19 protein-coding genes, 1 tRNA gene and 1 pseudogene are annotated in these 17,486 nt (G+C 52.4%); 14 read left to right on the plus strand and 7 right to left on the minus strand.

Features of this window, described 5'->3' with window-relative positions; all coding sequences use genetic code 11:
• The 7 genes and pseudogenes from VH86_RS21220 to VH86_RS21240 form a co-directional block, all read left to right on the plus strand.
• Positions 1 to 573: MATE family efflux transporter (locus VH86_RS21220; protein ID WP_045834025.1), on the plus strand; the 573-nt coding region annotated here is incomplete at its 5' end.
• A gap of 135 nt (positions 574 to 708) precedes the next feature.
• Positions 709 to 876, plus strand: coding sequence for a hypothetical protein (locus VH86_RS25950; protein WP_167540446.1), 168 nt, complete (start codon positions 709 to 711; stop codon positions 874 to 876).
• Between the two features lie 359 nt (positions 877 to 1,235).
• A complete protein-coding gene (locus VH86_RS21225) occupies positions 1,236 to 3,515 on the plus strand; it encodes a catecholate siderophore receptor Fiu (RefSeq protein WP_045834026.1) in 2,280 nt (759 codons plus the stop codon).
• A gap of 47 nt (positions 3,516 to 3,562) precedes the next feature.
• Positions 3,563 to 4,240, plus strand: coding sequence for a PKHD-type hydroxylase YbiX (ybiX, locus tag VH86_RS21230; RefSeq protein ID WP_045834027.1), 678 nt, complete (start codon positions 3,563 to 3,565; stop codon positions 4,238 to 4,240).
• Between the two features lie 112 nt (positions 4,241 to 4,352).
• A pseudogene (locus VH86_RS26195) lies at positions 4,353 to 4,481 on the plus strand (helix-turn-helix domain-containing protein); the annotation flags it as partial.
• Positions 4,482 to 4,840: 359 nt separating this feature from the next.
• On the plus strand, positions 4,841 to 5,098 hold the full coding sequence (locus VH86_RS21235; protein WP_045815147.1) for an antitoxin: 258 nt from the start codon (positions 4,841 to 4,843) through the stop codon (positions 5,096 to 5,098).
• Positions 5,099 to 5,431, plus strand: coding sequence for a type II toxin-antitoxin system PemK/MazF family toxin (locus VH86_RS21240; protein WP_045834028.1), 333 nt, complete (start codon positions 5,099 to 5,101; stop codon positions 5,429 to 5,431).
• Positions 5,432 to 5,492: 61 nt separating this feature from the next.
• Here VH86_RS21240 and VH86_RS21245 read toward each other — a convergent pair.
• From VH86_RS21245 to VH86_RS21255, 3 genes are all read right to left on the minus strand, one after another.
• A tRNA-Asn gene (locus VH86_RS21245) sits at positions 5,493 to 5,568 on the minus strand.
• Positions 5,569 to 5,671: 103 nt separating this feature from the next.
• Positions 5,672 to 6,439: a DgsA anti-repressor MtfA gene (mtfA, locus tag VH86_RS21250; RefSeq protein ID WP_045834029.1), complete on the minus strand. Its 768-nt coding sequence runs from the start codon at positions 6,437 to 6,439 to the stop codon at positions 5,672 to 5,674.
• A gap of 170 nt (positions 6,440 to 6,609) precedes the next feature.
• Complete coding sequence (locus tag VH86_RS21255; RefSeq protein ID WP_038646300.1) at positions 6,610 to 7,290, minus strand: hypothetical protein; 681 nt, start codon at positions 7,288 to 7,290, stop codon at positions 6,610 to 6,612.
• Positions 7,291 to 7,880: 590 nt separating this feature from the next.
• On the opposite strand from VH86_RS21255, the gene VH86_RS21260 reads away from it, so the two are divergent.
• Positions 7,881 to 8,579 (plus strand): phosphohydrolase, encoded by a 699-nt coding sequence (locus VH86_RS21260; protein ID WP_038646302.1) that lies wholly within the window; start codon positions 7,881 to 7,883, stop codon positions 8,577 to 8,579.
• A 76-nt stretch (positions 8,580 to 8,655) separates the two neighbouring features.
• The gene (locus tag VH86_RS21265; RefSeq protein WP_034824521.1) at positions 8,656 to 8,904 is read left to right on the plus strand and encodes a hypothetical protein; all 249 of its coding nucleotides are present in this window, start codon (positions 8,656 to 8,658) and stop codon (positions 8,902 to 8,904) included.
• Between the two features lie 45 nt (positions 8,905 to 8,949).
• Here VH86_RS21265 and VH86_RS21270 read toward each other — a convergent pair whose 3' ends face one another.
• Positions 8,950 to 10,551, minus strand: a complete 1,602-nt coding sequence (locus VH86_RS21270; RefSeq protein ID WP_045834030.1) for a methyl-accepting chemotaxis protein — start codon at positions 10,549 to 10,551, stop codon at positions 8,950 to 8,952.
• A gap of 122 nt (positions 10,552 to 10,673) precedes the next feature.
• Entirely contained in the window at positions 10,674 to 12,074 is a 1,401-nt protein-coding gene (gene dcm / locus VH86_RS21275; RefSeq protein WP_045834031.1) for a DNA (cytosine-5-)-methyltransferase, read from the minus strand.
• Between the two features lie 127 nt (positions 12,075 to 12,201).
• Between dcm and VH86_RS21280 the strand changes: the two genes are divergently transcribed.
• Positions 12,202 to 12,678: a very short patch repair endonuclease gene (locus VH86_RS21280; protein ID WP_045834032.1), complete on the plus strand. Its 477-nt coding sequence runs from the start codon at positions 12,202 to 12,204 to the stop codon at positions 12,676 to 12,678.
• A gap of 153 nt (positions 12,679 to 12,831) precedes the next feature.
• Here VH86_RS21280 and VH86_RS26390 read toward each other — a convergent pair whose 3' ends face one another.
• The gene (locus VH86_RS26390; protein WP_353604531.1) at positions 12,832 to 12,960 is read right to left on the minus strand and encodes a Vmc-like lipoprotein signal peptide domain-containing protein; all 129 of its coding nucleotides are present in this window, start codon (positions 12,958 to 12,960) and stop codon (positions 12,832 to 12,834) included.
• A 75-nt stretch (positions 12,961 to 13,035) separates the two neighbouring features.
• Here VH86_RS26390 and VH86_RS21290 point away from each other — a divergent pair, with 75 nt between their 5' ends.
• From VH86_RS21290 to dgcQ, 4 genes are all read left to right on the plus strand, one after another.
• The gene (locus VH86_RS21290) at positions 13,036 to 13,947 is read left to right on the plus strand and encodes a DUF808 domain-containing protein (protein WP_045834033.1); all 912 of its coding nucleotides are present in this window, start codon (positions 13,036 to 13,038) and stop codon (positions 13,945 to 13,947) included.
• A gap of 36 nt (positions 13,948 to 13,983) precedes the next feature.
• Positions 13,984 to 14,118, plus strand: coding sequence for a hypothetical protein (locus VH86_RS26290; RefSeq protein ID WP_255253243.1), 135 nt, complete (start codon positions 13,984 to 13,986; stop codon positions 14,116 to 14,118).
• Positions 14,119 to 14,298: 180 nt separating this feature from the next.
• Positions 14,299 to 14,478, plus strand: coding sequence for a YodC family protein (locus VH86_RS21295; protein WP_034824498.1), 180 nt, complete (start codon positions 14,299 to 14,301; stop codon positions 14,476 to 14,478).
• A gap of 132 nt (positions 14,479 to 14,610) precedes the next feature.
• Positions 14,611 to 16,263 carry a cellulose biosynthesis regulator diguanylate cyclase DgcQ gene (dgcQ, locus tag VH86_RS21300; protein WP_045834034.1) on the plus strand — a complete coding sequence of 551 codons (1,653 nt, stop codon included), beginning with the start codon at positions 14,611 to 14,613 and terminating at the stop codon, positions 16,261 to 16,263.
• Here the strand turns inward: dgcQ and VH86_RS21305 are convergent.
• Positions 16,260 to 17,480, minus strand: coding sequence for a glycosyl transferase (locus VH86_RS21305; protein WP_038646319.1), 1,221 nt, complete (start codon positions 17,478 to 17,480; stop codon positions 16,260 to 16,262). The two genes, dgcQ and VH86_RS21305, sit on opposite strands and share 4 nt — an antisense overlap.
• Between the last annotated feature and the right edge of the window lie 6 nt (positions 17,481 to 17,486).

The raw sequence follows: 17,486 nt of genomic DNA on the forward strand, positions 1-17,486 counted from the left end.
GGTATGGGCACCAATGAAATCGCCGGTAACTTTATCGCCTTCTCGATTGCCACTTTAATTAACCTTCCGGGCAACGCCCTCGGTTCGGCTTCCACCATCATTACCGGTAAGCGGCTGGGTAAAAATCAGGTGATGCAGGCGGAAAGGCAGATTAAACATGTGTTCTGGCTGGCGATGATTGGGCTGTGCACACTGGCATTGATCACCGTACCACTGGCGGGCACGCTGGCTAAATTCTACACCCGCGATCCCGAAGTTATCGAAGTCACCAAACACCTAATCTGGCTCAATGCGGCCTTTATGCCCATCTGGACCGCATCCTGGGTGCTGCCTGCTGGTTTGAAAGGCGCGCGCGATGCGCGTTACACCATGTACGTGTCGATGTTCAGCATGTGGGGTGCGCGCGTTGTTGCCGGCTACGTGCTGGGGATCATGCTCGGTATGGGTGTGGTCGGGGTGTGGCTGGGTATGTTCCTCGATTGGACGGTGCGCGGTGTGTTCTTCTGGTTCCGTTTGACCAGTGGCAAGTGGCTTAACAATTATCGACGCATGCTGGCCAAAAGCCGGGCATAACCTGCATGGCCGCCGCCGCAGAAGGCGGCCATGAATATATGCACTAATTGGGATTCCATCGCATATCTAATCGTTTTGGTTATAAAGCAAGTTACGCTTTACTGTCAGGGTCAACCATTACTGGAGAACCTGACGATGAAAACGATGCTGTCACAGTGGTTCCATCGCCTGATCAACGCCACATCGACACCCGCTGAAGAGCGTGAATTCGATCTCAGCAATCATATCGATCTGCTGATCCCGGTCAGCCAGCTTTATGGCATTGAATTCCACCCGTCGGTTTATCGCTACTATGAGCGATGAACGCCTGCATCACGCTATGCGTTACAGTTACTGGAATGAACTGTGCGCGCTGCTTAAAAACCCGCTGCCCTGTCCAGCGGGTTTTTTGTGCCTGAAAGATAGCCCTTCCTGACGACTTCTTGAGCAAAACCTGACGCAACTCTCCTGCTGGCACTGATTGTATTAATTATGTAAGGCCACCGTAAAGAAATGTATTCCCAAGCCGCGGCGCTCATGCAAGAATAAAAAAGTAAATGATAACCATTGGCGTTATCATTTAGGTGTTGCATCCCGAGGCAGTGGAGATCAGGGCAGGTTACATGCGCTGATTTGCCGGATGCGATGAGCCCGTCAATAACGATAAGAAATTTACCTTTTAAATGGATAACAATCGCAATTTGCCGTTTGGCAGTTTCAATTCGCTGACCCTGTTCACCGGGCTATGTATTGGTATTTCACCTGCTGCCGCTCTGGCCGCTGATAATGCCAGCAAAAAAACAGACGATACTCTCGTGGTGACGGCGCAAACGCCTTCGCTGTATGCACCTAATACATCTGCCGATCCCAAATTCACGCGCCCGCTGGTGGATACCACCCGCACCATGACGGTGATTCCTGATCAGGTTATTAAAGATCAAGGCGTCAATAACCTGACCGATGCACTGAAGAATGTGCCAGGTGTGGGGGCGTTTTATGCCGGGGAAAATGGCAGTTCTTCGACCGGTGATGCCGTGTATATGCGTGGCATGGATACGTCGAACAGCATCTATGTGGACGGTATTCGCGACATTGGTAGCGTGACACGCGATACCTTTAATACTCAGCAGATTGAAGTGATTAAAGGGCCGTCTGGCACCGATTACGGTCGCAGCGCGCCGTCGGGTTCAATCAACATGATCAGTAAGCAGCCGCGTCTGGACACGGGCCTGGATGCGTCGGTCAGTGTCGGCAGTGCGTGGATGCGCCGCGGTACGCTGGACTATAACCAGGCTATCAACGACAGCAGCGCGTTTCGCCTCAATCTGATGGGCGAGAAAACCCACGATGCCGCACGCGATAATGTGCAAAATGAGCGTTATGGTGTCGCGCCTTCACTGGCATTGGGTCTGGATACGTCAACACGTTTATACCTGAACTATCTGCATGTACATCAGAACAATACGCCAGATGGTGGCATCCCAACCATCGGCCTGCCGGGATACGCATCGCCGACGGCAGCCACTTCTGCACTCAACCATTCTGGCAAAGTGGCGACCAGCAATTATTACGGCACCGATTCCGATTTCGACAAATCCACCACGGATAGCGGCACCGTTCGCTTCGAGCACGATCTCAGCGACAGCACCACGATTCGTAACACCACACGCTGGTCGCGCGTGAAGCAGGAATATCTCCTGACCGCGGTAATGGGCAGCACCATTACCACGCCAAATCCTAATGATGTTGGCACCTGGACCTGGACGCGCAACGCAAACCTGAAAGATGTCAGTAACCGCATCCTTACCAACCAGACCAATATTACCTCGAAATTCTATACCGGTTCAGTGGGGCATGATGTCAGTGCTGGCGTGGAATTCACGCGTGAAAACCAGACCAACTACGGCGTCAACGCCATTACTGCGCCTGCGGTTAACATCTACCATCCGATCAGCATCATTTCTGTGGGAGGGCTGGATCGCAACGGCGCCAATGCCAATGGGCAGACCGATACCACCGGAATTTATGCCTTCGATACGCTGGCTATGACCAAAAATTTCGAGCTGAACGGCGGCATTCGTCTTGATAGCTATCACACCGATTATGACAGTGCCACGGCGTGTGGAGGCAGCGGGCGCGGTGCGCTGGCGTGTCCGACGGGCATCGCACGCGGCACGCCGCTCACTACCGTTGATACGGCCAAGTCTGGCAATCTGGTGAACTGGAAAGCGGGTGCGCTCTATCGCCTGACCGAGCAGGGCAATGTTTACGTCAACTATGCTATTTCTCAGCAGCCTCCAGGCGGCAGCAGCTTTGCGCTAGCGGCAGGTGGCACCGGCAATAGTGCTAACCGCACTGATTTCAAACCGCAAAAAGCCAAATCAAGCGAAGTGGGAACCAAATGGCAGGTGCTGGATAAACGCCTGTTGTTGAATGCCGCACTGTTCCGTACCGATATCGAGAATGAAGTGGACGCTAACGACGACGGCACTTATTCGCAAACCGGTAAAAAACGCGTAGAGGGCTATGAGCTTTCAGCTACCGGCAACATCACCCCAGATTGGGAAGTGATCGCCGGTTACACTCAGCAGCACGCTTCGGTGAAAGAGGGCGCAGCGGTTGCTCAGGATGGCTCCTCAGCTATCGCTTATACACCGAAACACGCCTTCACCTTGTGGACGCAATATCAGGCCACTGACGCGATTTCTGTTGGCGCGGGTGCGCGTTACGTGGGCAGTCTGCGTCGCGGCAGCGATGGCGCGGTAGGCACGCCAGACCATACTGAAGGTTATTGGGTGGCCGATGCGAAGCTGGGCTACAAGGTTAATAACAACCTCGATCTGCAGCTCAACGCGTACAATATTTTCGATACCAACTATGTGGCTTCCATCAATAAGAGTGGCTACCGCTACCATCCGGGTGAGCCGCGTACCTTCCTGTTAACGGCAAACGTGCACTTCTAAGATTCACCATGGGGCGTTCGCGCCCCTATTTATGAGAGAACACCGCGATGATGTATCACATTCCTGCAGTGCTGACGCCAGAAGACGTGGCGAATTTCAGTTCGCTGCTGCAACAGGCCGAATGGATTGACGGACGCGCTACGGTGGGCAGCCAGGGCGCCACGGTAAAAAATAATCAGCAGATTGATACGCGTACGCCGCTTTATGAGCGGTTGCAAACAGCAGTGATGCAGGCTTTGAACAACAATCCGCTGTTCTTTTCTGCTGCACTACCGCGCTCTATTTCTACACCGCTGTTTAACCGTTACGAGCAGGGTGAAACCTACGGCTTTCACGTTGATGGCGCGGTGAGACATAACGGTGCCGCTGGCTGGATGCGAACCGATCTCTCGGCTACGCTCTTTCTCAGTGAACCTGACAGTTATGACGGCGGCGAGCTGGTGATTGAAGACACCTATGGTCAACATAAGGTGAAATTTCCTGCCGGCCATCTGGTGCTTTACCCTTCGAGTAGTCTGCACTGTGTCACACCGGTGACACGCGGCGCACGTGTGGCGTCGTTTCTGTGGATTCAGTCGATGGTGCGTGATGATAAGCAACGCGCCATGCTGTTCGAACTGGACCGCAATATCCAAAGCCTCAAAGCGCGTCATGGTGATAGCGATGAGCTGCTGTCCCTGCTGAACATGTATCACAACCTGTTGCGGGGTTGGACGGAAGTGTAACGAATGAGGGGGCTTGCAGAGTGTGACCCTCCCCCAAAATCCTGCTCCATTCAGAAACAGAATTCCGGCATGATATTCACTCCCCTGAGTGGAGGTTGTGCCGATGAAAAAGTCAGCGCTTTTGCGACAGGCAGGTCTTGGTGTCCTCCATGCTGGCTAGTCGGCTTATCCACCACTGGCCTAAAGGCGAAAGACTGATTGCTGAAGCGTTCGACTTCGAGCCTGGAAAATCTGGCCTTAACGCTGCTGCTGATGCTCCTCCAAAGCAGCTCCGATCCGGAAGCCGCCTCGCATTTCATTTACCTGAACCGCGATAATCCTTTGAACCACAAAAACAGTTTTCTATTATCGACCTTCTTTGTTACGCACTAAGCTCACGTCTGTACGAATTGCTCATGATCTCAAAGAAGCGCCTGATGTATCTGGATGGTTGCCTTTTTGCCGGCAGCGTTGCCTTCGAAAACTGCCAGATCTGTCCTTTGATGGATTACGGCTTTTTTCACGCTTTATTACGAAAAGGAAATCGCCATGAATCTGATGAATAATTGTGCACCGCCTGCCGTAGATGTTATATTAAAATATAATATTCGGAGGTGCTCTATGTATACCACTCGCCTGAAAAAGGTCGGCGGATCCATCATGTTGGCGGTTCCTCCCGCCGTGCTGAAAACGCTGGAGCTGTCAACGGACAGCGAAGTCGGCATGACCATTAGTAATGGCTGCCTGATTATTGAACCCCAGAAACGGCCTCATTATTCCCTTGAGGAGCTGCTGGCGCAGTGCGATCCGCACGCCGAAATGAGCGAAGAGGATCGGGAATGGATTGATGCGCCTGCGGTGGGCAAGGAGATCCTGTAAATGGACAGAGGAGAGATCTGGCTCGTTTCACTGGATCCGATTGCCGGTCACGAGCAAAGCGGAAAACGTCCGGTGCTTATCGTATCGAAGGCATCGTTTAACAAGCTCACCCGGCTACCCGTTGTAGTTCCCATCACCAGCGGCGGAAACTTTGCTCGCACGGCAGGTTTCACCGTTTCAATGGAAGGGGCAGGTACAAAAACAATTGGCGTTATTCGCTGCGACCAGCCCAGAACCATTGATATGGCTGCCCGGAACGGTAAGCGGCTGGAACGCATACCAGACGCTGTGGTGGATGAAGTGCTTGCCAGACTGGATGCTATTTTGAGTTAACGCCAGGACGCAGAAAAGCAAAAAGCCCGCTCAGGTTTCCCTGAGCGGGCTTCTCTAAATATGGCTCCTCTGACTGGACTCGAACCAGTGACATACGGATTAACAGTCCGCCGTTCTACCGACTGAACTACAGAGGAATCGTGTGAACGAGGCGCATATTAATGGCACCTCCTGAATGTGTCAACAGCTAAAAATACATTTGTATTCAACTGGCTAGCAATAGTACAAAGCGATCGCGATTTAATCAGAAACTGCTGAAAGACGCGCCATCGGGTCCTGACGATAAAACAGTTGTAAGTGGCGATACATCGCAGGGAAGCGATCCGCCAGTAAATCAGGGGCGCTGAAAAAGTATTCCGACAGCACCGCAAAGCATTCGGCAGGATCGCTGGCAGCGTAGGGATCGATAGTCGCCGCCTGTTCACCCACCAATTCCACTTCCGCCTCAATCTCTTCCATCGCCTTTAGCAAGTCCTTCTCCCATTGGGCGACATCTCGTAACGCAATGGCGGGAATACCGCTGGTATAGCCGCTGCCGCGTGCATCGAGTTTATGCGCGATTTCATGGATGACGAGGTTGTAGCCGGAAAGGTCGAAAGAGTCCTGAATATCAAGGGCATTTAACACCACCGGACCTTGTGTCCAGCTTTGACCAGCATGCACTGCAGGTGCCTGGTGGACTAAGCCGCTGCTGTCTTCCCAACGGTCGTCAACATTGAAGGGCTCGGGATAAATTAACACTTCATGAAAGCCATCCAGCCACTCCAGACCGAGCTTCAACACGGGCAGGCAAAACAGCAAGGCAAGACGTGCCAGCTGTCGTTCGTCGAGTTGCAGTCCATTCAACAGCGAGATTTTTTTTTGTTGCAGAAAGCGTTGGGCAAGCGTGGTCAGGGCGCTTTGCTCTTCAGTCGTCAGCAGCGAGAAGATCGGTTGCGCCAGCGCCTGTTGCCAGGGAAGTGCCGTGACGGTGGTATCTACCTGCGCATTCCATGGCCATTTGAACATCGCGCGACTCACTCTGCAGGGCGGAAAGGGTTATCCTGGCGCGACAAAAAAGAAAATGCCAGCGCAGAATCAAAGCCGTGTATTCAATCAGTTACTACAGGATTTTTCTGTGATTAAGATGGCAAAGCAGGAAAATTGCCCTCACCCAGGCGGGTAAGGGCTGAAGACAATTAACTCTCGCGATCAACGCGTTGAAACTCGATCACCCATACCCACGGGTTCACTTCCCAACTGGTGGCGCCATACTGCTTCTGCCACGCTTTACGATAGGCTTCTTTCGGCGATTCTGCGTTCATGTTCATCGTGAAGAAGTTATTCAGGAAGTGCGTATCTGTTTGTACGCCTTCAGCCATGATGTCATCTTCACTGATGTCTTGAATCTTTTCAGCACGTACCGAGGTAATCGCCAAATCAATACGGCTGGCCCAGCGCGGCATATGAATCGCCGTTTGCCAGCCAAACTGCTCGGCGTGCTCCACATCGTCATCCAACTGACCCAGTTCATTGCTGTCGGAACGATATTGACAGAAAGCCGGGCTACGGAACGGCAGTGGATCGCGTTCATATTCGGCGAGTTGCTCTTCTGGCACGATGGGGCCGCGCCAGGTTTCACGCACCCACAATCGGTCACCCGCCTGGCCAAACGGGCAGTGAGAGCTGACATCTGCCATCGACATCAATTTATAGCCATGCAAATGGTTGGCGCTAACGTCAAATGCATGCACGCCTTCGTGATGATCCTGGCCTGGGCCAAAAGCCTGGGTTTTCATAATGCGCCGGGTTTGCGTCTGCTGGCCAACCAGCAGGGCGCGGACCCGCTGTTCGGAAAAAAGAATCGGCCGTTCTTTCATTACGTACCTCATGTAGTGTTACTCACCCGGAAAACTTCGACGAATCACCCGCATCAGCAGATGTGAGAGTTAGCATAATGGGTTTGAATCAATTTGCTTAATAATTTGTCGCCTCAGTATCAGGCTATTCCTGCATATTCCGGTTTTAAAAATGGCGCTTAAGCAAAATACATGCTGGAAATGCCTTCTCAGGCGAGAGAAAACCAGAAATATCCCCTATACAGTACGTTATAACGGCCTGCATGGGAATCTTTTCAGATTTTCCCGTGAGCGTTTATCGCTTTTACCTTGTGATAGTTAGCATCATTAACTGGAATAATTCAAAAGCGTGAATACTGTTGATGGTGGAAATAGATTACGCCTGTTTAACAGAGTTATTTAACTGCAATGACGCTAAGGAAATGCCTAAAACGTGATCTCCGCTGGGAAAGCGACATTAACAGCGCTATAACAAGATCGGGATCGCATTTTTACGCTTTGCACATCCAGGAAGGATGTAAAAAAAGTGTCACGACCAGACCGCTATGATGTCCCCAGGAGCAGCACCCTGAATTGGCGGTGCTTTTATAACAGCAATAAGGAGAAGCACGATGTCACTCACCCGCTGGCAACAACGCTACGAGAACTGGCTGCAGCAAAACTGGCTGCACGATGATAAAGCCCATGATATCGCGCACCTGCGTCGTGTCTGGATGAGCGCCACGCGCATCATGCAGCACAGTGCAGCCGATCCTATGGTGGTCCTCACCGCCTGTTACTTCCATGACGTGGTTAACCTTCCCAAAAACCATCCAGAGCGCCATCTGGCTTCCACCTATGCGGCTGAAGAGACACGCCGAATTTTGCAGCAGGACTTTCCGGACTTCCCACAGGAATTGCTCGAGGGTGTCGCCCATGCTGTCCAGGCGCACAGTTTCAGCGCACGCATCACGCCACTGACATTGGAAGCAAAAATTGTTCAGGATGCCGATCGCCTCGAGTCTTTAGGTGCTATCGGCCTCGCACGCGTTTTCTACACGGCCGGGGCGTTGGGCCGTCCACTGTTTGACAGTGAAGATCCATTAGGAAAAGAACGTGAATTAGACGATGTGAAATGGACGCTGGACCACTTCCAGAAGAAACTTTTACGCTTGCCCGAAACCATGCAAACCGAAGCGGGGCGCCTGCTGGCGGAGCATAATGCGGATTTCCTGGTGCACTATATGGCTAAGCTGTGCGCGGAATTGCAGGGCAATCTCACCAGCATTGATGAGTCTGTATTAAGGGATTTCAGCCCTATACACTCTTAATATTAAATTTTTATGACAGTCTGTTAACTTTCATCTTCTTCCGCTACGTTGTTGTAAATCAAAAGGGAGTATGAAGATGACCGAGACCGTTAACTTAACCATTAAAATTGACCCGGCGCTGAAAGAGCACATCAAACAGTTAGCCGCCGATAACCAAATCTCCATGAGTCAGGAGATCGTTAACCGCCTGCAGGCCAGTTTACATGCGGTTGAGCAACCGGCCGTCGATAGTCTAAATACCGAAGAAGCGGTCGCTGAACAGCTCTCCGCGTCTGAACTGAAGCAGGTACGTGCACTGCTGAAGAAAGGCAAAAAGAAAAAATAAGCGATATAAAAAACCCGTCATTGACGGGTTTTTTTATCTTTGTACTTAAGCGGCATCGACGCGGAATTGCTGTGCCCGCTGGGCGAGGCGATCAGAGAGTTCACGCAATTGTGTAGCCGAATTGACCTGATGGGCGTTGAGCGCTTCGTTTTGCTGTAGCTGATTACTCATCTCCACCACTTCGTGCGCAATTTTACTGACGCGGTGACTTTGCGCAGTGCTATTTTGCTGCAACTCATCGAGTTGCGTTACGACCCCCGACACCGCGTCGCTGATTTGTGTAAACAACACTTCCAGCGCTTTCACTTTGTCAAAACCATCATTCACATGCTGCTGAGTGTGCTGAATTAAACCATCAATCTGTCGGGTTGATTCACCACTCTTTTGCGACAGCAGTCCCATCTCTTTGGCGACGACGGAGAAACTACGACCGTACGATCCGGCGTGGGCGGATTCAATCGCGGCATTCAACGACAGTAAACGGGTTTGCATCGACAGGCTATCCAGCATGCCGACAATTCCGGCGATATCACCCGAAGCTGTAACGATCTGCTGCATTTTGAGTTCCATATTGTCGACTTCCGTGGCGCAGTTGCGCATCAGGGCATCGGCTGACTGCGCCTCCTGCGTGGCCTGCTGCGAGAACTGCGCACCAATTTCGACCTCTTCAGACACGCGATGTAAACGCTGTGACAAATGGTGGAAGCTGGCATTCTGCGCCTGATGTTGTTGCATGACTTGTTCGTTATGCTGCTGCATATCTTCTGCACCAGCCGCCACGCTGACCGCAACAGTATTAATGTCACTGACAATCTGCTGCAGACCGAAGCGCATCGACTCGATCGACTGAAACAGCTGGCGCGTCTCCAGGCACTGGCGACGCGGCGTGTCATGGCTCGGTACCAGGTCACCTGTGGCAATCTGTTCCAGCTGTCGGTTGGCGCGTCGTAGCGGCAATAGCACGCCGCGCATCAGCAGGCTGGAGGCCAGCACCAGTAGCGCCATCAAAACGGCACTGACGATCAGCGACATATTGCGACTCTGCTTTAGCGTACTGAGGGTATTTTGATTCACGCTGCTCAACTGGTGGTTGGCTTGTTCAATCTCGCTGAACCAGGCATCGTTAAACTGCTGCTGGAATGCCTGCATCGGCACCATAAAGAAGGCATTGATGTCATTGGCCGTTAACCCTTTCAACTGCTCTTGCAAACCTTCCGCTAACATTGCAAAGCCCTGAGCCAGCGGGCTGTCCGCTTTAGCATGGTAGGCGGTGAACAGTGCCTGGGCTTTTTTTAACGAATCATCAGAGGCGGCCGCCAGACTTTTCCAGCTGTCGACTGAGCCGCTTTGCTGATCCTGCATTAAATAGATACCGGCACGGTGGCTGTTATCACTGGCGGTGAGCAACTCGATACGTGCTTTATCCAGCAGGGCCAATCTTTCCCGCAGTTGATTGGCTTGCTGGAGTGAAATTTGCGACTGATTAACGTGATTACTGAGCAGCAGTACGCCCGCGAACTGCAGTAAACAAAACAGCACGATAAACAGCAAAAACTGGCTGCGCAGGCTGGTCAGCCAAAGCGGCATACGCAAGGTAAGACGAGTACGTAAACGCAGCGGTAACGAGATTACAGAAAGGAGTGACATCTAACGCCCCCAAAAATAAAAAGGAGTATTGGGAGCGGGCGTGACAGTTCGGTGACAGAGGACGCGATTCAGCGCAAAACAGCATAATGCGCGTCCCTAAAGGAAATTATGGCCCCGTGGCGCTAAGCGTTTTGGCTAAGATGCTGTTCGATAAGTGGCGAAAGTAGCTTTGCCACAGCAGCAAAAACCGGCACCACCACGGAGTTGCCAAATTGCTTATAAGCCTGGGTATCCGAGACCGGAATACGAAACTGGCTTTGTCCCGGCGCCTCAAATCCCATCAGTCGGGCGCATTCGCGCGGTGTTAACCGACGCGGACGCAGGGCCATATTGCTGGCGTGCTGGAAATCCGCTTCACCTTGCGCTTGATCCCAGCCGCGATCGATCAAGATTTCAGAACCGTCTTTATAGTAGCGCGCTGACAGGGTGCGTACGCATACGTTGGGATTACGGGGATCGTTAAGACCAAAGCCGAAGCCATTACCTTTGGCCTTGTGTTTTTTGGCGTATTGATAGAGATAGTTCCACAGTGTCGGTGACAAGGTGTACTTCGCGTCCGGTGTCGGCTCAAGCAAACTCTGCAGCGTGGGTACCTGCTGCGGATAGTGTTGAGAGAGCGCGCGCAGTGAAAAGCCGTCGCTCAATCCGGTGTCACGACGAATACCCACCAGCACAATACGTTCGCGATGTTGCGGCAGAAAATGGCGCGCATCTACCACTTTTGCATCCGGTGTCGCGCTGTCGGCGGCATCGGCAACGTCGTATCCGAGTTCGTCCAGCGTCGCCATGATGATGGCAAAGGTGCGTCCTTTGTCGTGGCTCTTGAGGTTTTTCACGTTCTCCAATACGAAGAACGGTGGCTTTTTGGCAGCCAAAATCCGCGCCACATCAAAGAACAAGGTGCCTTGTGCTTCACACTCGAAACCGTGTGCACGGCCTAACGCATTTTTTTTGCTGACGCCGGCCAGTGAAAACGGCTGGCAGGGAAAGCCCGCCAGTAGCACCTGATGGTCCGGGATGGTTTGGTCGATGTGCTGATAAATCGCCTGTTCGTCAGCGAGTCCTGCGGGCTGCGTCACCAATCGGATATCGCTGTTGAACTGGTGTCGTTGCGGATCGCTATAGTGATTGGCTTTATACGTGCGTACCGCTTCTTTATTCCATTCACTGGTGAACACGCACTGGCCGCCAATCTGTTCAAAGCCGCGACGAATCCCACCGATACCGGCAAACAGATCGACAAATTGAAATTTAGGCGCGGCGTAATGTGCAGGGCGCGAAGGCAGTAACGCTTGCAGGCTGCTGACTTCATGGCTGGAAAGCGCAGGCACGCTGCTTTTACCCTGGCGAATGCGATTCAGACGCGGCACGCTCCAGTCGCATCCGCCCGCTTCGGTTAAGGTGTGCACCACATCGCGTGCGGCATAGATATCGAGAACCTGCAATAACAGCGATGTGGCGTCATCCGAAGGGGCAGAAAATGAGGAGGGTGAAACCGTCGCGGCGGGATCGATAGCAAGCATGCGTTTTTCCTTAACAGTGAAGCCGCTATGCTATCACTCCTCGCGCCTTCACACACTTGTTGCGCGTGCCTTTCGCTTTTACGCCAAACCGCTAAAGTTGAAAGAGCCTCATTAAAAAGGAGACGCCATGGTCGACGTCCACTCGCAAGCCATTCGCAGCAAAAATATGCGTGCCATTCGCAATCAGGACACGGCGATAGAGCAGCGTATCGCGTTGATTTTAAAAGATCGTGGCTTTAGCTATCGTGTGCAGGATAAAGCGTTGCCGGGTCGGCCTGACTTTGTCCTGCCACAAGAACGAGCGATTATCTTTGTCCATGGCTGTTTCTGGCATCGCCATCACTGCTATTTATTCAAGATGCCTGCGACGCGCACCGAGTTCTGGAATGGCAAAATTAACAGCAATGTTGAACGTGACCGCCGTTATATCGGCCAATTACAACAAAGCGGCTGGAAAGTGCTGATTGTCTGGGAATGCGCGCTGCGCGGTAAATTGCGCCTTGAAGACGAGGCGCTGATTGAACGACTGGAAGAGTGGCTGCTGGCCGCTACGCACAGTGGCGAAATCGATCATCAAGGCTTGCATCACTATCGCGTTGCATAGCGTGTGATTGTTGCTTTTAGCCGCCATAACGGTTTAGATCTTCTCTTTCTCTGGGACGCGGAATCGAGCCATGAGCAGCATCAAACTGACTGTCAAACGCCTGTATCAACTCCGTGATGAGCGGATGGTGAACACCCACGCAACGGCACGCATTTATTTGGGCGAGCAACTGGTGGCCACCGAGGAGATCAGCGGAATGACGGAAAGTCCGGTGAGCAAATATGTGCACGCTGGCGATCTTGCCGGGCAAACACTTCGCGTCGAATGGGACTGTGCGGGCATCGCTGATATGTCAGTGACGGCGGTTGAGCGATGCCCCTGTTGTCAGGATCACGAACCGGAATAAGGATAACTATTTTGGCAGGAACCAGTTTACTCACGCTTCTGGATGACATTGCAACGCTGCTTGATGATATTTCAGTGATGGGCAAGGTCGCGGCAAAGAAGACCGCTGGCGTATTGGGGGATGATCTCTCACTCAATGCGCAGCAGGTCACCGGCGTAAAAGCCAACCGTGAATTACCCGTGGTCTGGAGCGTAGCGAAAGGCTCTTTTCTCAATAAATTAATCCTGGTACCGCTGGCGCTGATTATCTCGGCGTTTGCGCCCTGGCTTATTACACCGCTGTTGATGCTCGGCGGCGCTTACCTTTGCTATGAAGGCGTGGAAAAGGTGCTGCATAGCCTGAATCACGATAAGGCTGAAAGCAGTCCGGAGGCACGTCAACAGCGTCTGGACAAGCTGGCGCAGCAGGATCCGCGCCAGTTCGAAAAAGATAAAGTGAAAGGCGCTGTACGCACCGATTTTATTCTTTCAGCGGAAATTGTGGCGATTACCTTAGGGATTGTCTCTGAAGCACCGCTGCTGAATCAGGTACTGATTCTGGCGGGGATCGCGATTCTGGTCACGATTGGCGTTTACGGCATCGTGGCGATGATCGTGAAAATCGACGACCTCGGGTACTGGCTGCGGGAAAAATCTTCCACGCTGGCTCAGGCGATCGGCAGTGCGCTATTAGCCCTGGCGCCCTGGCTGATGAAGGTGTTATCGGTGGTGGGTACGGTAGCGATGTTTCTGGTCGGTGGCGGCATCATTGTGCACGGTATTGCCCCGTTACATCATGCCATCAGTGAGTACAGCAGCGGCTTCCATGGCGTTATCTCCGCCTTGCTGAGCAACGGTGCCAATCTGGTACTCGGCTTTATCATTGGGTCGATCGTGCTGTTGGCGGTAAATCTGATTGCGAAAGTGCGCGGTAAATCGGTATAAAGCGCAGGAATTTATCAATCACGGGTCAGGAGAACGATGATGAACGACGATATGTTTGAATTTGATATCGATGCGCAGCTGGAACAGGCTGAAGCGAAAGCAGCTGAAAAAGCCAATGAAGTCCCGGCTGATATCAGTGATGAAGCAGACTGTGAAGGTTGCAAAATCTGATTTTCCCACCCGGGAAAGCATTCAAAGCCGATAATAATTTTTATCGGCTTTTTTTATAAACAACATTTTACACTGCTTATTCCGATTTCGTCACAGTAATAACATTATCCTATAGGCACAAATGGGGTTCAGCTGCTATAACTTTATTCGTTCATTCAACGGAAAAAGGGAGGGCGCGGTATGACCTTTGCAATCAGTGACGAAGTTCAGCATAAAGAGGGCGGACCCACCATGGTGGTGACCGGCTATGCCAGCGGAATGGTAGAGTGTCGTTGGTATGATGGCTACAGCGTGCGCCGTGAGGCGTTCCGTAGTGACGAACTGAGTCACTTATCCGGAGCGCGCCAGCTGGCCAGCTAAGCGTGTGCGGGACGGTGATGCCGTCCCGTTGCGTTTTTTACCTATTTGATTTTCCTTTGATCCCTGCCTGTACGACTTTTCTCCTGCTGACTAAACTTTTCGCATCCGCCCTTTACCGAATAACTGTTACCCATGCCCACTTCGCCTTTGACGCCACGCACAGGTAATCCTTTTTTACCGGTGCATCTCTGCTTTCTGGCGGTCTTTTTGTTCTCTGCTTTTCTCACCGTGCATGAAGCGATTGAACTGAAAAATAACTATGAAGCACGTCAGCGCGCACAGTTGGCTGAAATCCAGAAAAACCTCGACAGTCAGTTTCAGGAAAGTATCGATGAGCTGATGTTTTACGAGAAAATGCTCAACTATGCGTTGATGCATCCGCTCGATTCGAGCCAAACGCGCGAAGCGATTACCCGCTTTGAGCAACTGCGCCAGCAAACCACCTGGCAATTAAAGTTGGCCAGCCTGCGCAGTATGCCGCTCAATGGGGTGAGTGACAGTTGGCTGGCGCGTGATCCCTTGCTGCTGCGAAAAAACGATCAATTGATTGCAGAACTGCGCGCTGCAATGGAATTCAGCTTTATCATGCAGTTCAGCGATCCCGCTCAGGATTTTCACTCACGCTTTTGGTATATCTCGCGCGCCGGTTTCTTTATCAGCTCACGTCCGCCGCAAAGCCCGCAAGAGCTGGAAGAGAGTTATAGCACCATGACGCAACGTCCCTATTTTCGCGACCAGGCACCCAATAATCCGTCGCATGCCAGGTTGCGCTGGACGGAAGCCTATCAGGGTGAATTCAACGAAGGGCTGATGATGACGGTAAGCACGCCGATCGTCAGTAATGGTTATTGGTATGGTGTGCTGTCAATGGATTTCACCCAGTCACGCATCCATGCGTTGATGGCCGAAGCACGACACAGCTTGCTGCAAGGCAAGCTGCTGATAGTGGACCGCTCGCTGAAAGAAATCACCCGCTTGCATGCACCCAACGATGAGCCGCTGACGCCTGAACAGCAGGCGCGTCTGGAGAGCCGAATCCGGCAACTCCCCGGTGGTGTCATGCGCCTTGGCACTCAGTTTGCCAGTTGGAGCAAATTAAAGAATGTGGACGCGTATATCGTTAATATTCAGAGCCTTAGGCAGGGGGTGTCACAGGAGCTGGGCCGCGTTTCACTCTTCTTACTCAGCATGTGGCTGCTGTTTGTTCTGCTGCTGCTGGTGGCGCATCAGGTCATTATTCGTCTGGTACGTCGTATGGACGATCTTTCCGCCAAACTCACCTGGCGCGCCAATTACGACGGTATGACGCGACTACTCAACCGTAAAACGTTTTTTGAACAGTTTGTCGCGATCTCTGCCCACAGTCAGCAGCAGCAAACGCCGCTTGCGGTGATTCAGCTGGATGTCGATCACTTCAAGAAAGTGAACGATACCTGGGGCCATGCGGCGGGCGATCAGGCGTTGATCAGAGTGGCAGGCGTGATTAGCCATACGCTGCGCAAATATGATGTGGCGGGTCGTATTGGTGGAGAGGAGTTTTGCATCGTGCTGCCGGAAACCACGCTGGCGGATGCGATTGCCGTCGCTGAGCGCATCCGTACGCGTTTAGCGGCAAAAACCATTCTGGTCAATTGTAATTCGACGTTCAACATCACCCTGTCAGCTGGCGTGACCGGCAGTGAGGAGCAAGGCGATTATGATGCGGAGAGCCTGCAAGCCACCGCCGATCGCCGCCTGTATCTGGCGAAAACCGGCGGTCGCAACCGCGTGGTAGCGGAAGATTAAACTTTGCCTTCGTTATCCTCTTCCACTGCCTGATAAATCCGCTGCAGGATATCCGGGAAAGCCGATTGCACTCGGCTCCAGCTCGGAATGAAAGGTTTCTCATTAGGCCGCTCAATAAAGGATTGTCCGGCATCGAGTATCGCCTGAGTGAACATCTCGACCGCCGCTTCCTCAATATGCTGATCAAACTTTAGGCCATTCATTGTCGCTTCGTGGTTGTAAATCTCCATCATATCCAACGCGTTGCGATAATAAGTGGCTTTGAGCACGCGGAACGAATCACTGGTGAGCGGCACGCCCATGGTCGCCAGCTTGCGTAGCAACGATTGCACAATATCATTGCTCATACGTTTCAGGCCGCCGGTGCCATCCTCTTCTGCCAGCGGCTGATGTTTGTGATCGTAGTTATTGGCAATCTCCACCTGACAGGTTTGTCGCGTGGTGTAGTTGCGGTAAATCTCCGATAGCACGCCAATTTCCAGCCCCCAGTCGCCAGGAATTTTGATGCCGTTCAGCACATGGGTGCGCATGGCGAATTCGCCGGAAAGTGGGTAGCGGAAGCTGGTGAGGTAATCCAGATATTCAGAATGGCCATACACTTTTTGTAGCGAACGCAGCAACGGGCCTACCAGCAAGCGACCTACGCGGCCATTGAGCTTGCCGTCCGCAACACGTGCGTAAAACCCTTTACAAAATTCGTATTGAAACGAGGGGTTGGCGAGCGGGTAGAGTAAGCGCGCCAGCATGCTGCGCTCATAGGTGACGATATCGCAGTCATGCAGCGCCACGCACTGGGTGCGATCCGAGGCGAGCGTATACCCGGTGCAGAACCACACGTTACGCCCTTTGCCCGGCTGGCTCGGCGACAACCCTTCTTTATCCAGTTCAGCATCCAGCGCTTTCAATCGCGGGCCATCATTCCACAGGATGCGATGGCGTTGTGGCAAACGAGAAAAGAACTCACGAGCAAAGAGAAACTGGTCGCGGTCAGCACGGTCGAGGCCAATCACAATCTCATCCAGATAAGGCACTTTAGCCAGCTCATTGACGATGTTATCCAGCGCCGGACCCTCCAGTTCTGAGAACAGGGAGGGCAGAATCAGCCCCATTTTGCGTTTGCGCGCGAAACGTACCATCTCTTTTTCCAGCGATTCAACGCTGCGTTGGGTGAGATTATGAAAGTTAGTAATGACACCATTTTGGTAAAAATCACTCATTTTCTC

The organism is Pantoea sp. BL1 (genome assembly GCF_000963985.1).
Lineage (GTDB): Bacteria > Pseudomonadota > Gammaproteobacteria > Enterobacterales > Enterobacteriaceae > Pantoea > Pantoea rwandensis_B.

Coding starts and splice junctions, on each gene's coding strand:
- VH86_RS25950 (WP_167540446.1), top strand. CDS start 709: ATGAAAACGATGCTGTCACAGTGGTTCCATCGCCTGATCAACGCCACA.
- VH86_RS21225 (WP_045834026.1), top strand. CDS start 1,236: ATGGATAACAATCGCAATTTGCCGTTTGGCAGTTTCAATTCGCTGACC.
- ybiX (WP_045834027.1), top strand. CDS start 3,563: ATGATGTATCACATTCCTGCAGTGCTGACGCCAGAAGACGTGGCGAAT.
- VH86_RS21235 (WP_045815147.1), top strand. CDS start 4,841: ATGTATACCACTCGCCTGAAAAAGGTCGGCGGATCCATCATGTTGGCG.
- VH86_RS21240 (WP_045834028.1), top strand. CDS start 5,099: ATGGACAGAGGAGAGATCTGGCTCGTTTCACTGGATCCGATTGCCGGT.
- mtfA (WP_045834029.1), bottom strand. CDS start 6,439: ATGTTCAAATGGCCATGGAATGCGCAGGTAGATACCACCGTCACGGCA.
- VH86_RS21255 (WP_038646300.1), bottom strand. CDS start 7,290: ATGAAAGAACGGCCGATTCTTTTTTCCGAACAGCGGGTCCGCGCCCTG.
- VH86_RS21260 (WP_038646302.1), top strand. CDS start 7,881: ATGTCACTCACCCGCTGGCAACAACGCTACGAGAACTGGCTGCAGCAA.
- VH86_RS21265 (WP_034824521.1), top strand. CDS start 8,656: ATGACCGAGACCGTTAACTTAACCATTAAAATTGACCCGGCGCTGAAA.
- VH86_RS21270 (WP_045834030.1), bottom strand. CDS start 10,551: ATGTCACTCCTTTCTGTAATCTCGTTACCGCTGCGTTTACGTACTCGT.
- dcm (WP_045834031.1), bottom strand. CDS start 12,074: ATGCTTGCTATCGATCCCGCCGCGACGGTTTCACCCTCCTCATTTTCT.
- VH86_RS21280 (WP_045834032.1), top strand. CDS start 12,202: ATGGTCGACGTCCACTCGCAAGCCATTCGCAGCAAAAATATGCGTGCC.
- VH86_RS26390 (WP_353604531.1), bottom strand. CDS start 12,960: ATGCCCGCACAGTCCCATTCGACGCGAAGTGTTTGCCCGGCAAGATCG.
- VH86_RS26290 (WP_255253243.1), top strand. CDS start 13,984: ATGATGAACGACGATATGTTTGAATTTGATATCGATGCGCAGCTGGAA.
- VH86_RS21295 (WP_034824498.1), top strand. CDS start 14,299: ATGACCTTTGCAATCAGTGACGAAGTTCAGCATAAAGAGGGCGGACCC.
- dgcQ (WP_045834034.1), top strand. CDS start 14,611: ATGCCCACTTCGCCTTTGACGCCACGCACAGGTAATCCTTTTTTACCG.
- VH86_RS21305 (WP_038646319.1), bottom strand. CDS start 17,480: ATGAGTGATTTTTACCAAAATGGTGTCATTACTAACTTTCATAATCTC.